Genomic DNA, 24,482 nt, shown 5'->3' with positions numbered 1-24,482 from the left:
ATGTACAAAACCATCACTAAAATCTTAAAGAGCTTTTTAACAGATGCCCAAATTTATAAACATGGATTTAATTGGTCGCCTATGTACAGGCGTACAACAGGTAAAATTATTAAGGTTTCTAATGATTTATTGTATGTTAAAATAGCAATCCGATTAAGCATGAAAAATAGAAACTATGTAGGTTCTATTTTTGGAGGCAGTCTCTTTTCTGCAACAGATCCTATCTACATGATTCAACTTATGAATATTTTAGGTGATAACTATATCGTTTGGGATAAAGATGCTACCATAAAATATAAACGTCCCGCTAAAGAAAATGTGTATGCGGAATTTTCTTTTTCGTCTCAAGAAATAGAAAATATTAAAAATCAAGTAGCTGAAAATGGTGAGTTAGACTTGGTGAAAACAACTAATCTAGTGAATAATGAACATATTGTTTTTGCTGAAGTGATTAAAACTATTTATGTAGCAGACAAAGCTTTTTATAAAGAAAAACGTAAGCTAAAAGCAACTCAAAAATAACCTTGTTTTATTCGCGTAGAATTTTCTTATCTTTAATTTCTACAAATAAAATTGACTTATGAAATTCTTGAAAAAACTTTTTAAATGGATTGTAACTCTGTTTGGGTTACTGATTGTCCTTCTGTATATAACAGATACAGATTATCTAATAAAAGCTGTTAGAACGATATATCTAACAGGACATTCAACTGCTTATTTAGAAGACTATAAGAAATTTGATAATCAACCTATTGAAAACGGAACACCTCAACCTTGGCCTAATCATAAAGATTATAACAGCGTAAAAGAGACAGAAAGTTTAAACAACATAAATAGTGAAAATGGTACGATAGCCTATGTTATTATTAAAAACGATAGCATTTGGTTTGAAAATTATTACGACGGTTTTAATGAAGATTCGCAGTCAAATTCTTTTTCAATGGCAAAAAGTTATGTATCTGCTCTTATGGGAAAAGCCATTGAAGATGGTTATATAAAAAGTTTAAACCAACCTGTTGGTGATTTTATAACAGAATTTAGTGAAGGCTTAGCTGCTAAAATGACTGTTGGCGATTTGTCAAGTATGGCCTCTGGAACTAATTGGGATGAGGCCTATTACTCACCGCTTTCCATTACAACACGTGCATATTTTGACGATGATTTAGAAAAAGTTATGCTAGGTTTAAAAGTGGTTGAAGAGCCAGGCCAAAGGTTTAAATATTCTAGTGGTGATACCCAAATGTTGGCTATGGTTATTGAAAAAGCAACTGGTAAAAAAATGTATGATTATTTAACTGAAAGTTTTTGGAAACCTCTAGGTTGCGAGAATCCAACACTTTGGCAAGTTGATAGTGAAGGGCATGATTTGGTAAAAGCCTATTGTTGTATTGCCAGTAACGCTAAAGACTTTGCTCGTTTTGGAAAACTCTATAAAGATTACGGAAAATGGAATGGAAAACAAATTTTAGATTCTGCTTTTGTCGCCAAATCTCTTGTACCAAGATTTAAAGATGGTAGAGACTATGGATATGGTTGGTGGTTAAAAACTATTGGTAATAAAAACTTCTTCATGATGCGTGGTCATTTAGGACAGTATGTAATTGTAGAACCTAATGACAATATTATTATTGTAAGACTAGGGCATTCTAAAGGGACAAATAATGTAGTGGGAAACTTCACTTCGGATATTGATACTTACATTGAAGAAGCTTATAAGATGCTAAATAAATGATTTCGAGATTAAATTTAGAAAATATTCTATTTCTAGACATAGAAACTGTTCCAGAAACACAGTATTTTTCAGACTTAGATGAGGATAAGCAAGCCCTTTGGGATAAAAAATCTCAATACCAACGCAAAGACGAATTTACTGCCGAAGAATTTTACGATCGTGCAGGTATTTGGGCCGAATTTGGAAAAATAGTTTGTATTTCGGTCGGATATTTTAATATTTTAAATGATGTACGTGCCTTTAGGGTAACATCCTTTTATGGAGATGAAATTAAGATTCTAAAAGATTTTAAAAACTTACTAATATCTCATTTTGGTGAAACAAAGCATCTTCTCTGTGCACATAATGGTAAAGAATTTGACTTTCCTTACATTGCGCGTCGCATGATAATTAATAATATTGAACTACCTTACAAACTAAACCTTTTTGGGAAAAAACCATGGGAAGTTCCACATTTAGATACTTTAGAACTATGGAAGTTTGGAGATTATAAAAGTTATACATCATTAAAATTACTAACCAACGTTTTAGGTATTCCATCACCAAAAGATGATATTGATGGTAGTGAGGTGTGCGATGTGTATTACAAAGACAATGACATTGATAGAATTGTTGTTTATTGCGAAAAGGACACCATCGCTGTGGCTCAAATATTTTTAAGATTGCGTGGTGATGACCTTTTAATTGATGATGAAATTATTCATATATAAATGCAAGAAAACACCATTTTAAATATTAAAGACCTGTCAATCTCCTTTGGAAAAAATGAAGTGATTCACCATATTTCATACCATCTAAATAAAAACGAAATATTGGGTATTGTGGGGGAATCTGGTTCAGGAAAATCAGTATCTTCCTTAGCTATTTTGGGTTTACTTCCTAAAAAGATTTCAAAAATCACATCAGGTAGTATTAATTATAATGGGTACGATTTAACCACACTTCCTTCAAAAGCATTTCAAAACATTCGAGGAAAAAAAATTGCTATGATCTTTCAAGAACCGATGAGTTCTTTAAATCCGTCAATGGTCTGTGGAAAACAAGTTCAAGAAATATTATTACAACATACTAAATTATCTAAGCAAGAAGCAAAAGATGAAACTGTTTTATTATTTGAAAAAGTAAAACTTCCAGATGCTAAGAGGGTCTATAATTCTTATCCACATGAGATTTCTGGCGGACAGAAACAACGTGTTATGATTGCTATGGCTATTGCTTGCGAACCCGATATTTTAATTGCAGATGAGCCTACCACAGCACTTGATGTTACTGTTCAAAAGGACATTATCAAACTACTAAAAGCATTACAGGTCGACACAAAAATGAGTGTTATTTTTATTACTCATGATTTGGCTTTAATTTCCGAAATAGCAGATAGAGTACTCGTTATGTATAAAGGCGATATAGTTGAACAAGGGGATGTTTCAACTATTTTTAAAACGCCCAAACATGTTTATACAAAAGCGCTTATTAACTCGCGCCCCTTATTAGATACGCGACTAAAAATATTACCTACTATAAATGACTATTTAAACAATACAACTTCGAACGACGTTATTACAACAGAGCAACGTAAACTTCAACATGAAAAACTATATAAAAAAGCACCTCTGCTAGAGGTTATAAATGTTGAAAAAGAATATATCTCTAAATCAGGTTGGTTTACTAAACCACAATCATTTAAAGCTGTAAACGATGTTAGTTTCAAATTATACGAAGGTGAAACATTAGGATTAGTAGGAGAGTCTGGTTGCGGTAAATCAACATTAGGAAATGCCATCCTTCAATTAGACAAAGCAACCGCTGGACAAATATTATATCAGGGAACTGATATTACTAAATTGCCAAATTCTGAAATTAAAAAACTCCGAAAAGACATTCAAATTATTTTTCAGGATCCATATTCCTCATTAAACCCCAGAATTCCTGTTGGCGAAGCTATCATGGAGCCTATGAAGGTTCACAACCTTTATAATTCTGATAGCGAACGAAAAGAAAAGGTTATTGATATTTTAAACCGGGTTGGTTTATCTGAAGATTATTTTGAACGGTATCCTCATGAATTTTCTGGAGGGCAAAGGCAACGTATTGGGATTGCACGAACTATAGCATTACAACCCAAATTAATTGTATGCGACGAATCCGTTTCGGCATTAGACATATCTGTTCAAGCACAGGTTTTAAATCTTTTAAATGAGCTTAAAGACACTTTTGATTTTACATACATCTTTATTTCACACGACTTGGCCGTTGTAAAATATATGTCTGATCAATTACTGGTTATGAATAACGGTAAAATTGAAGAATTAGATGATGCTGATGCCATCTACAATGCACCAGCAAAAGAATATACTAAGAAGTTAATTGAAGCTATCCCCAAGGGATTATAGCATAAATATCTTCTTTGTTAAGTATAGTAGGCTTTTTAAAAAACGTAAATTCTCTTTAAGGGTTTCTTTGAATTTACTTTCGTTTAATGTAGGTTGTTCAGGTAGATTTGTTGCAAATTTCATAAGTTTTCAATTTATGGTAGATTTGGGGGAAATCTATAATATTTATTTGGTTTCTGGGGACAACAAATATGAAACATTTATTTAATAAATCAGATTAAAAACATAAAAAATCGATGAAATACATTTATTTTTAACATTTATATCGATTGAATCGCAATTTATACGATTTTAAAAACTTTTTAATTAAAAAAAACCCTCAAACAAAATGCTTGAGGGTTTTAATTTTTAGTATTAGAATAATTATGTTATAGTTCCATTTCTGGAATATCTCCGTTAACAATTAAGTTACCCTCGGTGGCATTCTTTATCTCTTCTACTGAAACCCCTGGAGCACGTTCCAAAAGTTTGAATCCATTATCTGTTATTTCAAGAACCGCCATATTAGTGACTATCTTTTTTACACAGCCTACACCTGTTAATGGTAATGAGCATTGCTTTAATAATTTAGATTCACCTCTTTTATTTGTATGCATCATAGCAACTATGATATTTTCGGCGCTAGCAACTAAGTCCATAGCACCCCCCATACCTTTTACCATTTTACCTGGTATCTTCCAATTAGCTATATCGCCATTTTCTGCAACTTCCATAGCTCCTAAAATGGTTAAGTCTACATGTTGTCCTCGTATCATAGAGAAACTCATAGCCGAATCAAAAAAGCTAGCTCCTGGCAATGTTGTTATAGTTTGCTTTCCTGCATTTATAACATCGGCATCCTCTTCACCCTCAAACGGAAATGGTCCCATTCCTAAAACACCATTTTCACTTTGAAATTCCACTTCTATATCGCTTCTTACGTAATTTGCAACCAAGGTCGGTATACCTATGCCTAAGTTTACATAATAGCCATCTTTTACTTCTTTAGCTATTCGTTTTGCAATTCCGGTTTTATCTAACATCTATTTTTTCTTTTTGTCATTCCCGCGTAGGCGGGAATCTTTTTAATTGAAACTTAATATTTTAAAATGGCCAGCCTTCATCACTTCGACTGCGCGCTCAGTGTGACACATAGGAATGATAATCACTTTAATCTCTTTGCCTTACGGTACGTTGCTCAATACGCTTCTCATAATGAGCTCCTTGAAAAATGCGCTGAACAAAAATCCCAGGAATATGAATTTGGTTGGGGTCTAATGTTCCTAAAGGTACTAACTCCTCAACCTCAGCAACTGTTATTTTTGCAGCGCCACACATATTAGGGTTGAAGTTCCTGGAGGTTCCTTTAAAAATTAAGTTACCCGCAGCATCTCCCTTCCATGCTTTTACAAATGCAAAATCAGCTTTAAAAGCATGTTCTAACACATACATCTTTCCATCAAAATGACGAGTTTCTTTTCCTTCTGCTACTTCAGTACCATAACCTGCAGGTGTATAAACAGCCGGGAAACCAGCTTGGGCAGCTCGACAACGCTCGGCTAAAGTTCCTTGAGGTATTAGCTCTACATCTAATTCACCTGAAAGCATCTGCCGCTCGAACTCATCATTCTCGCCTACGTAAGATGAAACCATTTTCTTTATTTGCTTTTTTTGAAGAAGTAAACCTAACCCAAAATCATCAACACCAGCATTATTAGAAATACAAGTTAATCCTTTGACTCCAAGTTTCACCAATTCAGAAATAGCGTTTTCTGGAATACCACTTAGTCCAAAACCTCCAAGCATAAGTATCATGTTATCTGACACACCTTTTAGAGCATCTTGTACATTAGCAACTTTTTTATTAATCATTTTTATTAAATTTTTACTGTATAAATTTACGTATAATTGAATTATTTATAAAATAATTCCCCAATAAGTTATTTATCAATAAAATTAAACGATTAGTATAGGATTTTGTTTGTTAAAAAAGCAATAAAAAAACCATCCGATATGAATGGTTTTTTATTTATATTAAGATAAGAGTTTATCTATTAAAAACCCCCTAAATCATCAGGAATATCATCACCAGGATCATCATCAATAGTCTCTGAAGCTTTAGAGCAATCTACATTTATAGATAAGTTTGCTGGCTTTTCAAATGCCTCCTTAGAAATATTTAACGTTTCATCTGCATAACAACTTTTCATATATAAGCCCCAAATAGGTAATGCCATAGAAGCTCCTTGCCCATATACTATAGACCTAAAATGAGCAGCTCTGTCTTCTGCTCCGACCCAGACCCCGGTTACCAGGTTAGGCACCATACCCATAAACCAACCATCACTTTGGTTTTGAGTCGTTCCCGTCTTTCCTGCTATTGGGTTAGTAAATCCATAAGGATAACCTGTTATTATTTCTTTATACTCTGGTCTGCTAGTTGCATATTTGTGTCTTAATCTTGTGCCAGACCCACCATGCGTAACACCTTCCATAAGCTGGACTGCAACATAAGCAGTTTCTTCATTTAAAACATCTCGTGTTACTGGCTTAAATTGATATAAAATAGTTCCGTTTTTATCTTCAATCGTCGTAACCATGACAGGTTTTGTATAGACGCCTTTATTTGCAAATGCAGCATAAGCACCCACCATTTCATAAACACTTATATCTGGAGTACCCAAGGCTATCGATGGCACGGCTAATATTTCTGATTCTATTCCCAAGTTTTTTGCTAGATCTACAACAGGTTGCGGACCCACTTTATCAATTAATCTTGCCGTTATGGTATTTACAGAATTTGCTAAAGCATTCTTTAAAGTCCTGGTGCCTCCATAATCATTATCTCCTCCAGAGTTCTTAGGACACCATTCTTCTGGATTACCATGTTTGTCTTTTTCTATACAAAAAGGTGTGTCTGGAAATTCATCACAAGGCGAATAATGTAATTGATCTATAGCTGCTGTATAAACAAGAGGTTTAAATGTAGAGCCTATTTGACGTTTTCCTTGTTTTACCATATCGTACTGAAAATGTCTGTAATTCATACCGCCTACCCAAGCTTTTACATGACCTGTTAATGGATCCATAGACATCATACCTGGCTTTAAAAACGATTTATAATATCGCATAGAGTCCATAGGTTTCATAATAGTGTCCACTTCTGAAGGTTTACCGTCTTCCCATTTAAAAACAGTCATTTTAGTGGGCTTATCAAATGACGCCTCAATCTCAGCATCAGACTTCCCTGCCTTTTTTAATATTCTCCATCGCTCACCTTGCCTCATTGAGCGTTTCATTAAGGCTTTAATTTCCTCTCTATCTAGCTCTAAAAATGGTGCTGTAGGATTCCTTTTAGGTGTATTTTGATTAAAAAACTCAGCTTGCAATCTAGGCATGTGTTGTTGTACCGCAGCCTCAGCATACCTTTGCATGCGTGAATCTATGGTGGTATAGATTTTTAAACCATCATTGTATAAGTTATAATTTGTACCATCTGGTTTCGGGTTCTTCTTAATCCAATCTTTCATGAACCCATCTAAATAGCCTCTAAAATACGTCGCAATACCATCACGATGAGATTGTGGTGTATATCGTAAATCTAATTCCGTTTTTTGAAGTGAATCTTTTACTGTTTCACTAATGTAATCATAGTATTCCAGCTGATGAAAAACGACATTACGTCTGTTTTTAACACCTATAGGATTTCTTCTTGGGTTATATAGTGAAGAATTTTTAAACATCCCAACCAACATAGCAGATTCTTTCATATCTAATTCACCTGGCTCTTTATTAAAATAGATCGCTGCTGCACTACGAATACCATCTGCATTGTTACCAAAATCATAAATATTAAAATATTGAGCAATAATTTCTTCTTTGGTATACTGACGTTCTAAACGAATGGCTATAATCCATTCTCTAATCTTTTGAGAAAGCTTTTCTATAATATTGGCTTTTTCCCTTCTATGAAATAATTGCTTTGCAAGTTGTTGAGAAATGGTACTAGCGCCTCCTTTTGTTCCTAAAAAAACAGCAGCTCTTATAGTCCCTCGTGCGTCAATTCCTGAATGCTCATGAAAACGTGCATCTTCAGTAGCTACTAATGCATCTATTAAATTTTGTGGTAGCTCATCATAACCAACAGGTGTTCTGTTATCATTTAAATAAAATTTACCTAAGGTTTTCCCATCAGATGAAATGATTTCGGTCGCTAAATGCGTTTTAGGGTTTTCTAATACAGTGTGATCTGGCATTTCACCAAAAGCACCCCATGAAGCTAATAGGAAAATAAGAATCACAAGAAGGACTCCTCCTGTAAATAACATCCAAAACCAACGTATATATTTTGAGAAATCTTGAGTTGTTGCTTGCTTTTTTTTTGCCATTAAACTTTATAATATTAAATATTTACTAGATGCAATTCTAAGAACATTTAGAATTATAGGGAATTCTATTTATTCGCTTTGAGATTTTTCAATTCTAAAACCAATATCTGTGATCCCTTCAAGTTCTATAACACCATTAACCTTGCCATTTTCTCTCATGGCATGTTGTATGTTAACGGTATAGTCCCCAGTTTCTTTAAAAATGACTTGTTCCTTATACCAAAGCTTATTCTCTTTAACATCGGTAAGTCCCGTGCCTAAGAGTTTTCCACTGGGATCTGCCATTCTATATTCTAATGTGTCTTTAATAGTCTTCCCATGAGGAAAGCCCATTTCAACAATTAAATACAAGTTATTATATCTATAATCATTCGTGTTTCTTAAATTAACAAACAAATTATACGCTTTTGTAGAATCTGGAGGCGTTACTTTAAAACTAATTATAGAGTCTTTATGCCATTTGTTAGGTACCGATTTATAGGTATCGAAAACACGATTAGAATCGCAGGACACAAATACTAAAGAAACCATTAAAAGAAATAAGAATACATTATTTTGTTGCATTTTTACTGTTTTGAGGTTTTCTTTTCTTTTTATTACTCCTATTATTTTTATTGTTTCTTCTCTTATTATTTTTACGTCTATTATTGGACTTTGGACTATCAAAACGTGTTAAACTATCTTGACCAACAACGTTTTCAAACTCAGCCTTAGCTTCTTCTACCAATTCTGAAGCAAATTCTTCAAGACTTGCTATTTTTTCGTTTTTCTTGTTTAAGCTAATAATTTCATTGGCCTGAGTAGTCGTAATTTTATGCCAATGATTCCATTCTCCTTCATAGGCATACCACATGTGCCCTTTAAAAATGTCTGTTTTTTGGCACACTGCAGTCCCTTTTTCTGTGTATATCTTGGTGTCTGTCTTAGGAAAGTTTTTTAAGGCATCAAGATACGTGTCTAATTCATAGTTTAAACAGCATTTTAATTTACCACATTGCCCTGCTAATTTTTGAGGGTTTAATGATAATTGTTGGTATCTCGCTGCCGACGTACTTACTGATCGGAAATCTGTTAGCCATGTCGAACAGCATAATTCACGACCGCAAGATCCAATACCACCAAGTCTTGAAGCTTCTTGACGGAACCCTACTTGTTTCATTTCTATGCGTGTTCTAAATTCGCGAGCAAATACTTTTATAAGTTCTCTAAAATCGACACGTTCTTCGGCTGTATAATAAAAAGTAGCTTTACTGGCATCACCTTGAAATTCGATATCGGAAATTTTCATTTGTAATTTCAAATCAATTGCAAACTGACGCGCCCTAACCTTCATCGGTTCTTCTTTGTCACGTGCAGAAGACCAAATATCAATATCTTTTTGACTTGCTTTTCGGTAAATTTTTAAGGCTTCTTCTTCATTATCCGATATGTTTTTACGCTTCATTTGAACGCGTACCAATTCCCCTGCAAGGGTAACCATACCAATATCATGTCCTGCCTTTGCTTGTGTGGCTACAATATCTCCAATGCTCAATGTTAAGTTTTCAGCATTCTTGTAGTATTCTTTTCTTCCGTTTTTATAACGTACCTCAACCCAATCGAATGGTTTTTCACCGTTTGGGAGCGACATATTAGCCAACCAATCGAAAACAGTTAGTTTATTACAACTGTCTGTACCACAAGTCCCATTATTTTTGCAGCCTTTGGGTTGACCGTCTTTAGTTGAGCAGCTCGCGCAAGCCATATACGTTATATATTGAATTCGTTAATAATTAGATTATTACGAATGAAGATTAATAATTCTTTTTGAAATGTAAAGATATGATTATTATGTTGACTTTAAAAAGCTAAAAATTTATTTAAATATTCTTAACACTAATTATATTTACAGGGCAGGCTTTAGACGCTCTATCACACGCATCAAAAATAATGTCGTCGTTAGATTTTACAGTAAAAAAGCCTTTTTTATCTTTTGAATGTAAAAGAACTGTTTTGCCATCTTTCTTGGACATTTGAAATTGACTAGGCGCTAATTCTACACAGTAATTGCAACCAATACACTTATTACGTTGTAAGGTAATAACAACCATTAAGCTTCTACTTTATTTTCAACAATTTTATATAATTTATCTGAAGGTCTTATTCTAAACTCTAATGGTATTGTTATCGTATCACCTTTAGATCCCATGGTTAATTTTTCATCATTTACCAACATCTCACTAACTTCCATTTCTTTTGCTCCTGTTGTAGGTCCGGTGACTAAAATAGTGTCTCCAAGAGACACATTGTAAGCATCAATTTTAAACTCACCTATTTTAGCTTTGGTATAGAAGTGTATGCCTTTACCGATATACACCTTTTTTTGAGTAGCATGTGATCCAGATCCGTTACTCCATTCACCCAATTTCTGACCTAAATAATACCCGTTCCAAAACCCTCTGTTATAAACTTTCTCTAATTCTTGCATCCAAGAAACAACCTTTTCTTTTTCATAGGTTTTATTTTCAAGACTATCAATAGCATCTCTATAACATTTAATAACTCTAGCAACATATTCTGGAGCTCGACCTCGACCTTCAATTTTTAATACTTTAATACCAGATTCTGCTACTTGATCTAAAATATCTATAGTACATAAATCTTTGGGAGACATAATATATTCATTATCTAGCTCCATTTCGAAACCAGTTTCTTGATCGATAACAGTGTATTTCTTTCTACAATTTTGTTTACAAGCGCCTCTATTTGCTGATGAGTTTTGGGAATGCAAACTCATATAACATTTCCCGGAAACAGCCATGCAAAGTGCGCCATGACCAAATACCTCAATTTCAACTAATTTACCAGAAGGTCCCTTTATTTGTTCTTTTTCGATGTCTTCGGTTATTTTCTTTACCTGACGTAAGCTTAATTCTCTACTTAACACCATCGTATCCGCAAATAGTGCATAAAACTTAACGGTTTCAATGTTGGTAATGTTAATTTGCGTTGAGATATGTACTTCTAGATCTAGCTCTCTGGCACAAGTAATTACAGCTTGATCCATTGCTATTACAGCCGTAATATCCGATTCTTTTGCTTTTTTAACAAGTGTTTTTACAATGGATAAATCATGATCGTAAATAATCGTATTTAATGTTAAATACGTTCTTACGTTTTTTGCTTTACATCGTTTTGAAATTTCGGGTAAATCATCCAAAGTAAAATTTATAGATGCCCTTGCTCTCATATTTAACTGTTCTACACCAAAATATACTGAGTCTGCTCCGTTATCTAAAGCAGCCTGAAGTGATTCAAAGTTTCCAGCCGGAGCCATTAATTCTATTTGCTGCATGCTATTTAAATTTTAAAGATTCAGACCTTCCTTTTTTGAAAATATCATTACTATTTCCTTGTCCTTTACGCAGTTCTTTTTGCGCTTCATAGGGTAACCTGTTTATTTCCATGCATTCTGTAGAACAGCAATTTTCCATGTTTTCTTTACAAGAATCACATTGAATAAATAATAAATGACAAGCAGCATTAGCACAATTAGTATGTACATCAAATGGGTTCCCACATTGATGGCAATTAGCTATAACATCATCACTAATACGCTCTGCTCTTCGATCATCAAAAACAAAATTTTGGCCTAAAAACTTATTCTCCAGGTTTTCTTCTTTTACCTGTCTTGTATATTCAATAATACCTCCTTCTAATTGATATACGTTTTTAAACCCTTTATGTTTAAAGTAGGCACTTGCTTTTTCACAACGAATACCTCCTGTGCAATACATAACAAGGTTTTTATCTTCTTTGTGGGGTTTTAAATCGTCTTCAATAATGTCTAAAGATTCTCTAAAAGTATCTACATCTGGTGTTATGGCATTTTTAAAATGTCCAATCTCGCTCTCGTAATGGTTACGCATATCTACCAAAACCGTCTTTTCATCTTCTATAAGCTCATTAAACGCTTCTGCACCTACATGAACCCCTTTATTGGTTACATCAAACGTATCATCATTTAAACCATCTGCAACAATTTTATTACGCACCTTTACTTTTAACTTTAAAAACGATTTGTTGTCTTGCTCTATAGCAACATTTAATCGAATATCTTTTAAAAATGAAATGGTATCTAAATGAGTTTTAAATTCATTAAAGCGATCTGCCGGTAATGATAGTTGACCATTAATACCTTCATGAGCGACATAGATTCTTCCTAGAACATCTAATGAGTTCCAGGTAATGAACAGGTGATCTCTAAAAATTTGCGGATTGCCAATTTTGGCGTATTGGTAAAAAGAAAGCGTTAATCGATTTTTTCCTGCTTTATCAATTAATTCGGCTCTTTCTTTCGCGCTTAATTTATTGTACAGTTGCATGCTATACTAATTTATAAGGTTAAAGACTATTTTAAAGCGCAAAAGTACAATTTTAAACAGAAGTGGGAAAGTAAATTCTCTAGGGCAAGCTTTCCGATATTTATCTCTAAAAAATAAATCTCGTTTAAACTCCACACAACTGGAGTTTTCTTTAATAAAAAAAACACCTTATGTCTAACAAAGTGTTTTTTCTTGACTAATCCGTGGTTAAAATATTAATTTATTTTCTCTAACTAATATCCCACGAATTTAGCCACCATCGGCTTTACAGTTACTATTTACAATAACAGTAACTGAAACACCTAATGCGTTTATTAAAATTGTTTGTTTGAAAAATTTCATTTAATTCTTCTTCATAGCAAAATTTCCCACTTTACTAATAGATGTAAAATATGCAAAAAGGTTGCGTGCAGGTTACTTATTTTTATTTCTAGAGTTAATAAATAAGCTTTTTTGCTTCTAAATTTATGTTGAAAACTATTATTGTATCATGATAAAAGATGTAGTATTTTAGCAAGCATAACTAGAGAAAAAAAATTATAAATGAGCAGCGAAAAAGAAGCTAAATTAAAAGCACTTAAACTTACATTAGATAAATTAGATAAAGCATACGGCAAAGGAACTGTAATGAAAATGAGCGATGCAGCCGTACAAGATGTAGAAGCCATTTCATCTGGCTCTTTAGGTTTAGATATTGCTTTAGGCGTTGGAGGTTATCCGCGCGGACGTGTTATAGAGATTTATGGTCCGGAATCTTCTGGTAAAACCACGCTTACACTACATGCTATTGCTGAAGCTCAAAAAGCTGGTGGCATTGCTGCCTTTATTGATGCTGAACATGCTTTTGATAGATTTTATGCTGAAAAACTTGGAGTAGATATTGATAACTTAATTATATCGCAACCAGATAATGGTGAGCAGGCTCTTGAGATTGCCGATAATTTAATTCGCTCTGGAGCTATTGATATTGTGGTGGTTGACTCTGTGGCAGCATTAACACCTAAAAGTGAAATTGAAGGTGAAATGGGAGACTCTAAAATGGGTTTACATGCCCGCTTAATGTCTCAGGCTTTAAGGAAACTTACTGGCTCTATTAGTAAAACCAACTGTACGGTTATATTCATTAACCAATTGCGTGAAAAAATTGGTGTTATGTTTGGTAACCCAGAAACAACTACTGGTGGTAATGCCTTAAAATTCTACGCTTCTGTTAGGTTAGACATAAGACGTTCAACTCAAATTAAAGAAACAGATGGTAGTGTTGCTGGTAACAAAACCCGAGTAAAAGTGGTTAAAAATAAAGTGGCTCCTCCTTTTAAAATGGCTGAATTTGATATCATGTATGGAGAAGGCGTCTCTAAAGTTGGTGAAGTATTAGATTTAGCTGTAGAACATGAAATCGTAAAGAAAAGCGGTTCCTGGTTTAGTTATGAGGACACCAAGCTAGGGCAAGGGCGAGATGCTGTAAAAGCGCTCATTAAAGATAACCCCGAGCTCATGGACGAGCTCGAAGGAAAAGTTAGAAAATTAGTAACAGAATAGTTAAAAAAATCCCGTTAATTCGGGATTTTTTATTTTTATACGCAACCTTTTTGCCCATTGTGCATCTACAGAGAGCAAACATGTATAATACCCTAAGTTCTTTTGCTATGAAAAAGTTTTTTGTTTTTTGTTTTACGGTCCTATTACTTGTCTCATGTAGTGTTGATGATGGACCAAATTTTAGTTTTGAAATTTTACCAGTTGAGAGTGTTGATATCCCTAGTGAATTTACTTTGGGAGAAACATACCCAATGACTGTTTCTTACCTTAGGCCAACAACTTGTCACACGTTCAAAGAGTTTTATTACTTAAAAGAAAATAATCAACGAACTGTTGCGCCGATAAACTATCTTTTTGAAAGGAACGATTGCCAGACCTTAGAAAGTGAACTAGTAGAATCTACTTTCAACTTTATAGTTACAAGTAACGGTTCTTATATTTTTAAATTTTGGCAAGGTGAAGACACAGATGGTGAAGATCAATTTTTAACAATTGAAGTACCGGTAGTTGAATAAAAAATTAAGTTTTTAATTTAATACATGTTTAATTTTGAGTTTAAACCAACTCATAGAAAATTGTAAAATTAATGATACTAAAGCCCAAGGAGAACTATATAAACTCTTTTCGAGTAAACTATTCTCTTTATGCTTGAAGTATTCACGAAATCGTGTTGAAGCAGAAGACAATCTGCAAGATGCATTTTTAACAATTTTCAAAAAAATTGAACAGTATAAAAATAAAGGTTCTTTTGAAGGTTGGTTAAAACGCATTACTATAAATACAGTATTGCAACGATACAGAAACGAAAAGGTTTTTGATATTATAAATGAAAATATAATTGAAGATGTTGAATTAGAGGTTGATGAAGACACGGTGTCCATTGATTATCTTTTGAAAATCATTCAAGAATTACCAGACAGATATAGATTAGTTTTTAATCTGTATGTATTAGATGGTTATTCACATAAAGATATAGCAGATATGCTAGATATAAATATAGGAACCTCTAAATCTAATTTGGCTCGTGCCAGAATTAGTTTGAAGGAGACTATTGAGAATTACAAGACCATGCAAAGTTTACAATCATTATAATGAGTGATAAAAAACATATTGACAGATTATTCCAGGAGGGCTTTAAAGATTTTGAAGCCGCACCTAGTGATGCTGTTTGGGAAAATATAGAGGCTAAGCTTAACCAAAAAGAGAAAAAACGTCGTGTTATCCCTATTTGGTGGCGTTATGCTGGTGTTGCAGCATTATTATTACTATTATTAACTGTTGGTGGTATTTATTTTGATAATACTGACAGCGCTCAACCAACCAATAAAATCGTAAATACTGAAGATACAACACTGCCTATAAATTCTGAATCTGAAAAAGACAATCCTAATAATTTAGATAATATAGAAAAAGATAATGCTATTGCAAAGACCGACAGTAGTGACGATAATAAAAATGAAGGACTAGACAATATTGCTACTCAAAAAGATCTCTTATCTAATCAAATAATTACTTCAAAAGAAGCATCAGTTGCTGAAACACCTGCTACTCTAGGGAATGATAGCAAAATTGAAAATAGCCTATCTAACAGTTCAAGTAATAAAAAACAGCATGCTGCTGCCAACAAATTATTAGACACAGAAGAAAGTAGTCATACTGTTGCGAATAATCTTAAAGAAAAAAACAACAGCAATGGGATGGTTGATGATTCTAAAAAGAATGCTGTTATTGCAGATAATCCCAAAGAGAAGCGTTATGTAAATCCATTACAAAACACTACCGCCATTGCTTCTAACATCGATTCTGAAAATAAAAATCATGATAATGGCATTCAAAAAAATAAAGAATCATTAATCGATAAAGAGCAAGCTAAAAAAATCATTGGTGACGCTTCAGAAAACAACCATGCTATCGCAAAAACCGAAGCTAGAAACACGGACACTGCAATTAGTGATGACTCTAAAAAAAATAGTCTTACTATAGAAGAGGCCATAGATAAAACTAAAGATATTATTGAAGAAGATGATAACGTAAATAGGTGGAGTATCTCCCCAAATGCTGCGCCTGTTTACTTTAACACGCTTGGTAAAGGTTCTTCCATAGACCCTCAATTAAATAGTAATTCTAAAAGTGGTGAACTTAATATGAGTTATGGTATTTCTGCTAGTTATGCCATTAATAAAAAGTTAAGTATCCGTTCTGGGATTAACAAAGTTAATTTAGGCTATAATACTAACAACATAGTTTCTTTTCAAGTTGTAGGGGTATCTTCAAGTAGCCGCTCATTTCAAAATGTTAATTCTGTAAAAACGTCGAACGTTAGTAATACTGAGGCCTCTTCAGATAACGTATTTATTAGTGGAGAGAGTCTAAATGCAAATGAAATTCCTGAAGCATTTTCAACATCTAACAGTTCTATTAATCAAGATTTAGGTTATATAGAAGTTCCTTTAGAAATTGAGTACGCGCTTTCAGATAAAAAACTAGGTGTAAATCTTATTGGAGGGTTTAGCTCATTCTTTTTAAGCAATAATAGAATATTCTCTGATTCGCAAGAAGGTGGAAGAACATTTTTAGGTGAAGCAAATAATATAAATAAAATAAGTTATAGTGCTAATTTAGGATTAGGTTTAAATTATAAAGTATCTAAAAAAATAGACTTGAATTTAGAACCTATGTTCAAATATCAAATTAACACATTCAATAATACATCTGGCGACTTTAAACCTTACTTTATAGGGGTTTATACAGGGTTTGCCATTAAATTCTAGGTTTTTGGTTAGATCTGGATAATGATTTTTATTAAGCTCAAAAATCATTATCGAAAAAAAACTGCTCTCCCCTGAGCAGTTTTTTATTTAATAAAGAATTTCTTTAAACCAACTGTTTTCAAAGCAGAGCCATAGGGATATTTCGCTGGTTTTATACCCAATCAAGTTGAGCATAGGTTTTGATATCAAAAGGCCAAAAACCAAGATTCTGTATTTAGATCCCCGTTTTATTCATTATGTTATAATTTTTATAATAATAAATTCATGAATCTTGCTATTTCACGGGAATGACAATTTCAACGGAAACCCAAAAAAGACAAAACCTAGGAGAATCCTTTTCGATTAAAGACTTGTAATTGCTTTAAGATAATATTTCTGGCCTTTTCATTTAAAAGCTTAGTATCATCAATACTTAAATTTTCTGTAGATAAAAATTCATGAATCTTAGCTCGCATTTTCCCTGGGCTACCACTAAAAAACGTATACGGAAATCGTTTTTTATTATCGGCAAAAGTTAATGGTACAATGGGTATTTGATGGTTTATTGCTAACCTAAAAGCACCATTTTTAAATTCATCTAGATCTATATCCTCTTCTGGCACACCTCCTTCAGGGAAAATGCAAATGCTCAAGCCTGATTTTAATCTGCGTTGCGCTCTTAAAAAAACAGCTTGTCTGCTTTTAGGTGAACTTCTGTCCACTAAAATACACGTGCGTTTATAAAAGAAACCGAAAATCGGAATTTTAGCAAGTTCTTTCTTTCCAACAAATACAAATGGATTTTTAACCGAAACCAGCATAAGCATAATATCTGCCATTGAGGTATGGTTAGCTATAAACATATAGCTTTTACCTTTCTCTGGTATTTGTTCTCGATCAATACGATATCCAAACCCCATGCCTATTAAAATCACCTTTGCCCAAACTCTGGCAATCTTAAAAAAGAACGGATACCAAGATTCTTTTAAAATAGAAATTAAAAGTATTGGGAACATTATAAATATAGGCACTCCTACAAGTATATAAAACCAAATACGATATAATACCCAGAAAATGTATTTGAAAACTATCATAAGCTTCAAAAATACTATTATAAATTGATTATATTTAAATCATATTAACTTTAAAACAATTAAAATTATGTCTTTACTTTATTCACTTTTAATTGGAGGTATTGCTGGTTGGTTAGCTGGAAAGCTAATGAAAGGTGGTGGTTTCGGAGTTCTCTTTAACATTGTAATTGGTATTATTGGCGGTATGGTTGGAAATTGGCTTTTTACAAAACTTGGCATTTCCCTAATGAGTGGTATGGTTGGTGATATTTTAACTGGAGCTATTGGTGCCTCGGTAATTCTCTTTATTGCTGGTTTATTTAAAAAATAGCTTTAAGCATACATTATATACTAAAAAGTGGCATTAGCCACTTTTTTTATTGTGCAACAAATACGTATTTTCGCAGCATTATTTAATTAAAAACAGATTCCTGCCTAGCAGGGAATATTATGGCAAGAATACTTACAGGTATACAAAGTACGGGAACACCACATTTAGGAAATATTTTAGGAGCCATTATGCCTGCTATTGAAATGGCTAATACCCCAGAAAATGATTCTTTTTTATTTATTGCAAATCTGCATACTTTAACTCAAATTAAAGACGCCAAAACATTACGGACTAACACCTATTCTACTGCTGCTACCTGGTTAGCTTTTGGTTTAGATATAGAAAAAACAGTATTTTACAGACAAAGTGATATTCCTCAAGTTACCGAACTATCTTGGTATTTAAGTTGCTTCTTTCCTTACCAACGTTTAACATTAGCTCATAGTTTTAAAGATAAAGCGGACAGACTTGAAGATGTAAACTCAGGGTTGTTTACGTATCCAATGCTTATGGCTGCAGATATTCTGTTGTATGATGCCGAAATTATTCCTGTTGGAAAAGACCAATTACAGCATATTGAAATGACACGCGATGTTGCTTCACGTTTTCATGCTAAAGTTGGTGACACTTTTGTATTGCCTGAAGGAAAAATACAAGAACACACAAAACTCATTCCTGGAACCGATGGTGAAAAGATGAGTAAGAGTAGAAATAATATTATCAATATATTTTTAGCTGATAAAAAACTGCGCAAGCAAATAATGGGTATTCAAACGGATAGTACACCATTGGAAGATCCTAAAGATTGGAAAACTTGTAATTGTTTTGCTATTTATAGTTTATTGGCAAACGATGAGCAAATAGAAACCATGAAAGCTAATTATGAAAATGGTGGTTATGGTTATGGACATGCAAAACAAGCCTTATTTGAATTGATTATTGAAAAATTTGCGACACAACGCGAACGCTATAACTACTACATGGATAATCTTGGTGAAATTGATAAGGCCTTAAATTTAGGTGCTGAAAAAGCGAAAATAGTTGCTAATGCTGTTTTGGATAGGGTTAGGGAGAAAGTAGGATATTAACTTATTCCTGCGAAGGCAGGAATCTCATTAATCAGATTATACCCCATAAATAAGTCATTTAAGGTTTTAATTATAAAAGCAACAATATTTCAATAACAAAAAAACTTCTGGTATAAGATTCCTGCTGTAGTTTATCTTGAGCGAAGACGAAAGGCAGGAATTAAACAACCTCAAACAATTTCCCAGGTAACGGTCTAATAACTCCTTTAAGTTCCATAGCAAGTAATACGCTTGCTATTTTAAAAATAGGCATCTTACAATTAATAGCAATCGTGTCTAGTTGTTGTTTTTCGTTTTCTTTTAAATATGAATAAATGGTTTTTTCTGTAGTATCCAATTCTACAAACAATTGTTTTTGTATAGCTGGTTTATTGGGTTCTTCTAATTCCCAGTTGAGAATATAGGGTACATCCAGAGGTGTGGTAAGCATATGTGCTTTTTGATGCTTTATTAAATTATTACACCCCATACTCTGGCTATCTGTAGTTCTTCCCGGAACAGCAAAAACATCTCTATTGTAAGAATTAGCAATATCTGCAGTCACCAAACTCCCTCCTTTTTCAGCAGATTCTATAACGATGGTTGCTTCACTTAAACCTGCAATAATTCTATTTCTTTTTAAAAAATTATTTCTATCAAATGAATCACTACTCCAAAAATCGGTAAAAAAGCCACCATTCTTCTCCATATCAATCATGTATTTTTTATGTGTTTTGGGGTAAATTTGGTTCAATCCATGCGCTAAACAAGCAATAGTTTGTAACTTGTTTTTAATAGCTACCTTATGTGCCGTAATATCTGTTCCATAAGCAAATCCAGAAATAATAATAGGGTTATACGGTGCTAAAGTTTCCACTAACTCTTCACAAAATGCCATGCCGCTAGTTGTAATTTTACGAGCGCCTACAATACTAATAAGCTGTTGTTGTTTTAAATTAATATTCCCAGATTGAAACAATAAAATAGGGCCATCAATACAATGTTTTAGTTTTGGGGGGTAATGGTCTCCCATAAAATAAGAGACCTTTATCTTATTCGATTTTATAAAGTCTATTTCCTTTTCTGCAGCCTGTAAATGATACGACTTAAATAAATCACTTAAAATAACACTTCCTACACCGCCAATTTTAAGCAGGTTTTGCCTCTTTTCCTTTAAAACAGCTTCAGCAGTACCACAATGTGAAATAAGACGTTTTGCTGTTATATCCCCAATATTAGGCACATGTTGCAACGCCAAAGTATAAAACAAATCATTTTCTGTCATGCTATATCATTGATTTTAAAGCTGCAATAAAAGGATTTTTATACTGTTAATAAATACTTGTGTCTAAATTTTATATGAAAGCATAATTTTTTAACTTTGTTTTATGCAATTAGAGACCTACATAAGCGATTTATTATATAGATATGAATGTGTTACCATTCCTGAGTTTGGTGCTTTTTTAACACAACGCGTATCTGCGACCATTCATGAAACCACAAATGCTTTTTATCCGCCTAGTAAAACGGTATCATTTAATGAGCAAATTCAAAAAAATGATGGTTTATTAGCACATTATATTGCAGATGTGGAAAAAATCCCTTTTGAAGTTGCCAGTAAAAAAATTGAAAAGCGGGTACATATATTAAAGAATTATCTAACTCAAGGAGAAACGCTTACTTTTAAAAACATTGGAGAGATTGTTTTTAACAGTGAAGGTAAAATTGTATTTGAACCTTCAAACCATCTTAATTACCTAACAGATTCTTTTGGTCTATCTCAATTTGTATCTCCAAAAGTAACTCGTGAGGTTTACAAAAAAGAGGTTGAAAAAATCGAAAAAGTAATTCCTATTGCTATTACACCCGAAAAGCGTAAAACGGCACCGTCCTATTTAAAATATGCTGCAATTGCTTTAGTAGCCTTAACACTTGGTGGTCTTGGTGGCGCTAATTATTACGTGAATAAAGTTGAGGAACACAATCAATTAGCACAAGAAGAAGCTGCTCAACAATTAGACTCTAAAATACAACAAGCAACATTTAATTTAAATCCGTTTCCTGCTATTAATTTAAATGTCACGAAGCAAACTGGTAACTACCATATTATTGCTGGCGCATTTAGATTTGAAGAAAACTGCAACAAAAAGGTTCAACAACTTAAAGCAGAAGGTTTCAGCGCCAGAAAAATCGGTGTTAACAGATACGGTTTACACCAAGTTGTTTATGCAAGTTACGAAGATAGACTTGAGGCTTTAAAAGCTTTAAGAACTATAAAGAACACGCATAACATAGATGCTTGGTTAGATGTTAGAAAACTAGATTAGTTTTTACAAATTCACTCATATTTTACTGCTTTAATACTTAACTTTGCCACATTATTAAATTCATGTGATGAAAGCAAACACTCCTGAACAATCTAAAACGATCCTTACCGACATGGTTTTGCCTGGTGAAACCAACCCTTTAAACAATTTATTTGGAGGGGAATTACTAGCAAGAATGGATCGCGCTGCAAGTATTGCGGCAAGACGCCACTCAAGACGTATTGTAGTAACCGCTTCTGTGAATCATGTGGCCTTTAATAGAGCCGTTCCTTTAGGGAGTGTTGTCACTGTTCAAGCTAAAGTATCTCGTGCTTTTAAAACGTCTATGGAGGTGTTTATTGATGTCTGGATAGAAGATAGAGAATCGGGAGATAAAACAAAAGCTAATGAAGCTATTTACACCTTTGTGGCGGTAGATGAAACAGGACGCCCTATAGCAATCCCCGAAATTGCTCCAGAAACTGCTTTAGAAAAAGAACGCTTTGATGCGGCATTGCGTCGTAAACAATTAAGTTTATTATTAGCTGGAAAAATAAAACCAAATGAGGCTACAGAATTAAAAGCTTTATTTGAATAAATTACAGGGTTAGTTCCTTCTTGTCAACACATAATACCTTATTTGCTTTAACACACAATTCTATATTGTCGATAATCATATTTGCTGGAATCAATGCTCTATTGTTAAAATATATAGCAGGAAATAACTTAAAGAATCCATCAAATCCTTTTCTTGATAAAAGATTCGTTCCTGTGTTGTAGCTCATGTCGGCATGAATGATACCAATAACCTTTAACCCTATTTTACAATGTTTTTTAACGGCATTGTTAGCTCAGATTTATCTAGTAGTACCATTAATGTGGCTATAATGGCATAATGTGGCAGTATAAAACTGTCTGGCAGTGTATACGTTTCTGTTTTTTCCATAAGTTACATTTTTACGTTTTACTTAAGCTTTTAAGATTATAAGTTGAGCCTACCTGTCCGGACAGGCAGGTTAATTCCATTTTTAGTGGATTTAGGTATTATAATATACAACTTGAAGTTGCCTAAATAAATGAGACAAACCCTAATAAAACCTGTGATGTTTGGAAACAAAAAAGGCGTGGAACTCAACTTATTGCACTAGAGGTACTGGTATACCGAGGAACAGCAAGCGAGCCCACGCCCAAAGACGCGAGCATCTTACTTATCACCTCGTTCCTATAAAATCACCAGTTTTCTAGCGCGAGATTCAAAGCGAATGCTTCAATATTTTTGATATAAAGAATCGCAAAATTACATAATTGAGTACAATATAGTAAAATATTTATTCAATACAAATTTGTATCGAATTAACTAGGCTATTTTTTCAAATTTTACACTATGGGAAAGTATGGAGAAATAGAATTACATCTTTTAAATATTCAATTAGGATGTGTTCTTAGACTAGCTAGACTAAAGAAAGGACTTTCTCAACACAGCCTTTCTTTAATGTTAGGCTCAAATCCAACAATGGTGGGAAGAGTAGAAAGATTTGAAAACGTTAGCGGTTGGGATAAGATATATTCTATAAGTCAACAATTAGATGTTGATTTTTCTAACTTATTTATTTTAAAAAGTAAAGATAATTTATTATCCATTGTAGAAGAGTCTTTAAAGCTTGAAAATAAACTTACTCAGGACAAAAGGGACTATTATACTTTTTTGAAAACAACAATCACGAACAAATATAATTTACTAAAGAAAAGAAGCTAAGTTATATTGTTATACAAAGGTTAGATCTTCACTCAAAATAGAAGTAATGAACGTTGATAATGCATTAAATAAACTTTTAATCGTTTTTGGCAAAAGAGTTAAAGAACTTAGAGAGCGTAGAAACTATACCCTTGAAGAGGTAGATGCACTATGTGATATAGACCCAAGCGATTTTAGCAAGATTGAAAAAGGAAAAACAAATATTACTTTTCGTACTTTAATTAAAATATCTAAGGGTTTAAATGTTAACCCTAAAGAATTATTAGATTTCAAAATAGAAAAAGATGATTTTAAATAGATGGTTTTTTTAACTACTTCCTTGCTATAATAGAATTACAAACTTCTTAGAATTTAAAGTTAAGACATCATTTAATTATGAAAGTCATTTCTTATATTTGATTTGTCTATAATAGAAATAAACGAAGCTTTATTACGTATATCCAGAAATATAAAGGAATAAACAAAATATTGTGTTTACACAATAGTTGTAACACATTATGAAAAAACTCATTTTAGGAATTTTACCTTTAATTTCGACATTATGTTATTGTCAAAATAATGTAGAAACCGACTCTGTTAATTTGAGGATATTCAATAATGGAAAATATTATATTAAGGAGGCGAAGTTAGAAATTGGCAGAAACGAATACGTAATAAAAGATGTTTGGAAAAATAAATATTCTGAATTTATAAAAGTTCCTTACATATAGAAGAATAATGGAATTGAAGTAACTGTTATTATAAAGCGAATGTTCAAATATGACGAGTGGTTTACCGCTCTAATTTTGCCGATTGACTACGTTG

25 protein-coding genes are annotated in these 24,482 nt (G+C 33.0%); 14 read left to right on the top strand and 11 right to left on the bottom strand.

From position 1 onward, the window contains the following. Genes Q4Q39_RS18225 through Q4Q39_RS18210 form a run of 4 tightly spaced genes read left to right on the top strand, consistent with a single transcriptional unit; the run spans position 1 to position 4,122 of the window. Complete coding sequence (locus Q4Q39_RS18225) at positions 1-522, top strand: PaaI family thioesterase (protein WP_303284005.1); 522 nt, start codon at positions 1-3, stop codon at positions 520-522. 58 nt (positions 523-580) lie between these two features. Then, complete coding sequence (locus Q4Q39_RS18220; protein ID WP_303284004.1) at positions 581-1,732, top strand: serine hydrolase domain-containing protein; 1,152 nt, start codon at positions 581-583, stop codon at positions 1,730-1,732. Continuing rightward, entirely contained in the window at positions 1,729-2,442 is a 714-nt protein-coding gene (locus tag Q4Q39_RS18215; RefSeq protein ID WP_303284003.1) for a 3'-5' exonuclease, read from the top strand. The genes Q4Q39_RS18220 and Q4Q39_RS18215 overlap by 4 nt, the downstream gene beginning before the upstream one ends. Next, positions 2,443-4,122 carry an ABC transporter ATP-binding protein gene (locus tag Q4Q39_RS18210; RefSeq protein ID WP_303284002.1) on the top strand — a complete coding sequence of 560 codons (1,680 nt, stop codon included), beginning with the start codon at positions 2,443-2,445 and terminating at the stop codon, positions 4,120-4,122. A 368-nt stretch (positions 4,123-4,490) separates the two neighbouring features. On the opposite strand, the gene Q4Q39_RS18205 is transcribed toward Q4Q39_RS18210, so the two are convergent. The 8 genes from Q4Q39_RS18205 to trhO all read right to left on the bottom strand — a co-directional run bounded on the left by Q4Q39_RS18205 (position 4,491) and on the right by trhO (position 12,853). After that, positions 4,491-5,144, bottom strand: coding sequence for a CoA transferase subunit B (locus Q4Q39_RS18205; RefSeq protein ID WP_303284001.1), 654 nt, complete (start codon positions 5,142-5,144; stop codon positions 4,491-4,493). Between the two features lie 127 nt (positions 5,145-5,271). After that, positions 5,272-5,973, bottom strand: a complete 702-nt coding sequence (locus Q4Q39_RS18200) for a CoA transferase subunit A (protein WP_303284000.1) — start codon at positions 5,971-5,973, stop codon at positions 5,272-5,274. A gap of 182 nt (positions 5,974-6,155) precedes the next feature. Continuing rightward, on the bottom strand, positions 6,156-8,489 hold the full coding sequence (locus tag Q4Q39_RS18195) for a transglycosylase domain-containing protein (protein ID WP_303283999.1): 2,334 nt from the start codon (positions 8,487-8,489) through the stop codon (positions 6,156-6,158). A 69-nt stretch (positions 8,490-8,558) separates the two neighbouring features. Continuing rightward, positions 8,559-9,053 carry a gliding motility lipoprotein GldH gene (locus Q4Q39_RS18190; protein WP_303283998.1) on the bottom strand — a complete coding sequence of 165 codons (495 nt, stop codon included), beginning with the start codon at positions 9,051-9,053 and terminating at the stop codon, positions 8,559-8,561. Beyond that, positions 9,040-10,233: a PSP1 domain-containing protein gene (locus Q4Q39_RS18185; RefSeq protein WP_303283997.1), complete on the bottom strand. Its 1,194-nt coding sequence runs from the start codon at positions 10,231-10,233 to the stop codon at positions 9,040-9,042. Before Q4Q39_RS18185 ends, Q4Q39_RS18190 begins: the two co-directional genes overlap by 14 nt. Before the next feature lie 115 nt (positions 10,234-10,348). After that, a complete protein-coding gene (locus Q4Q39_RS18180; RefSeq protein WP_303283996.1) occupies positions 10,349-10,579 on the bottom strand; it encodes a ferredoxin in 231 nt (76 codons plus the stop codon). After that, entirely contained in the window at positions 10,579-11,823 is a 1,245-nt protein-coding gene (locus Q4Q39_RS18175; RefSeq protein WP_303283995.1) for a peptidase U32 family protein, read from the bottom strand. The genes Q4Q39_RS18180 and Q4Q39_RS18175 overlap by 1 nt, the downstream gene beginning before the upstream one ends. Position 11,824: 1 nt before the next feature. Beyond that, on the bottom strand, positions 11,825-12,853 hold the full coding sequence (gene trhO / locus Q4Q39_RS18170) for an oxygen-dependent tRNA uridine(34) hydroxylase TrhO (protein WP_303283994.1): 1,029 nt from the start codon (positions 12,851-12,853) through the stop codon (positions 11,825-11,827). 543 nt (positions 12,854-13,396) lie between these two features. On the opposite strand from trhO, the gene recA reads away from it, so the two are divergent. The 4 genes from recA to Q4Q39_RS18150 all read left to right on the top strand — a co-directional run bounded on the left by recA (position 13,397) and on the right by Q4Q39_RS18150 (position 17,166). Further along, entirely contained in the window at positions 13,397-14,395 is a 999-nt protein-coding gene (recA, locus tag Q4Q39_RS18165; RefSeq protein WP_303283993.1) for a recombinase RecA, read from the top strand. A 107-nt stretch (positions 14,396-14,502) separates the two neighbouring features. Then, positions 14,503-14,910: a hypothetical protein gene (locus tag Q4Q39_RS18160; RefSeq protein ID WP_303283992.1), complete on the top strand. Its 408-nt coding sequence runs from the start codon at positions 14,503-14,505 to the stop codon at positions 14,908-14,910. Between the two features lie 34 nt (positions 14,911-14,944). Then, positions 14,945-15,487: an RNA polymerase sigma factor gene (locus Q4Q39_RS18155; RefSeq protein ID WP_303283991.1), complete on the top strand. Its 543-nt coding sequence runs from the start codon at positions 14,945-14,947 to the stop codon at positions 15,485-15,487. Further along, positions 15,487-17,166 carry a porin family protein gene (locus Q4Q39_RS18150; RefSeq protein WP_303283990.1) on the top strand — a complete coding sequence of 560 codons (1,680 nt, stop codon included), beginning with the start codon at positions 15,487-15,489 and terminating at the stop codon, positions 17,164-17,166. Before Q4Q39_RS18155 ends, Q4Q39_RS18150 begins: the two co-directional genes overlap by 1 nt. A 323-nt stretch (positions 17,167-17,489) precedes the next feature. Here Q4Q39_RS18150 and Q4Q39_RS18145 read toward each other — a convergent pair whose 3' ends face one another. After that, the gene (locus Q4Q39_RS18145; RefSeq protein WP_303283989.1) at positions 17,490-18,239 is read right to left on the bottom strand and encodes a lysophospholipid acyltransferase family protein; all 750 of its coding nucleotides are present in this window, start codon (positions 18,237-18,239) and stop codon (positions 17,490-17,492) included. Positions 18,240-18,306: 67 nt separating this feature from the next. Between Q4Q39_RS18145 and Q4Q39_RS18140 the strand changes: the two genes are divergently transcribed. Beyond that, on the top strand, positions 18,307-18,549 hold the full coding sequence (locus Q4Q39_RS18140; RefSeq protein ID WP_303283988.1) for a GlsB/YeaQ/YmgE family stress response membrane protein: 243 nt from the start codon (positions 18,307-18,309) through the stop codon (positions 18,547-18,549). A gap of 119 nt (positions 18,550-18,668) precedes the next feature. Continuing rightward, entirely contained in the window at positions 18,669-19,637 is a 969-nt protein-coding gene (gene trpS, locus Q4Q39_RS18135; protein ID WP_303283987.1) for a tryptophan--tRNA ligase, read from the top strand. A 160-nt stretch (positions 19,638-19,797) separates the two neighbouring features. On the opposite strand, the gene dprA is transcribed toward trpS, so the two are convergent. After that, complete coding sequence (gene dprA / locus Q4Q39_RS18130; RefSeq protein WP_303283986.1) at positions 19,798-20,901, bottom strand: DNA-processing protein DprA; 1,104 nt, start codon at positions 20,899-20,901, stop codon at positions 19,798-19,800. Positions 20,902-21,004: 103 nt separating this feature from the next. Between dprA and Q4Q39_RS18125 the strand changes: the two genes are divergently transcribed. Further along, on the top strand, positions 21,005-21,943 hold the full coding sequence (locus Q4Q39_RS18125) for an HU domain-containing protein (RefSeq protein ID WP_303283985.1): 939 nt from the start codon (positions 21,005-21,007) through the stop codon (positions 21,941-21,943). A 67-nt stretch (positions 21,944-22,010) separates the two neighbouring features. After that, on the top strand, positions 22,011-22,520 hold the full coding sequence (locus Q4Q39_RS18120) for an acyl-CoA thioesterase (protein WP_303283984.1): 510 nt from the start codon (positions 22,011-22,013) through the stop codon (positions 22,518-22,520). A gap of 219 nt (positions 22,521-22,739) precedes the next feature. Here the strand turns inward: Q4Q39_RS18120 and Q4Q39_RS18115 are convergent, their stop codons facing one another. After that, positions 22,740-22,868: a hypothetical protein gene (locus Q4Q39_RS18115; RefSeq protein ID WP_303283983.1), complete on the bottom strand. Its 129-nt coding sequence runs from the start codon at positions 22,866-22,868 to the stop codon at positions 22,740-22,742. A gap of 438 nt (positions 22,869-23,306) precedes the next feature. On the opposite strand from Q4Q39_RS18115, the gene Q4Q39_RS18110 reads away from it, so the two are divergent. Together Q4Q39_RS18110 and Q4Q39_RS18105 are read left to right on the top strand one after the other, a co-directional pair. Further along, a complete protein-coding gene (locus Q4Q39_RS18110) occupies positions 23,307-23,678 on the top strand; it encodes a helix-turn-helix domain-containing protein (RefSeq protein WP_303283982.1) in 372 nt (123 codons plus the stop codon). A gap of 46 nt (positions 23,679-23,724) precedes the next feature. Then, positions 23,725-23,976, top strand: coding sequence for a helix-turn-helix domain-containing protein (locus tag Q4Q39_RS18105; protein ID WP_303283981.1), 252 nt, complete (start codon positions 23,725-23,727; stop codon positions 23,974-23,976). Positions 23,977-24,482 lie beyond the last annotated feature (506 nt).

This window comes from Flavivirga amylovorans (assembly GCF_030540875.1).
In the GTDB taxonomy this organism is placed as follows: domain Bacteria; phylum Bacteroidota; class Bacteroidia; order Flavobacteriales; family Flavobacteriaceae; genus Flavivirga; species Flavivirga amylovorans.
The sequence above is the reverse complement of the archived record's forward strand: the minus strand, read 5'-3'. Positions and strand labels throughout refer to the sequence as shown.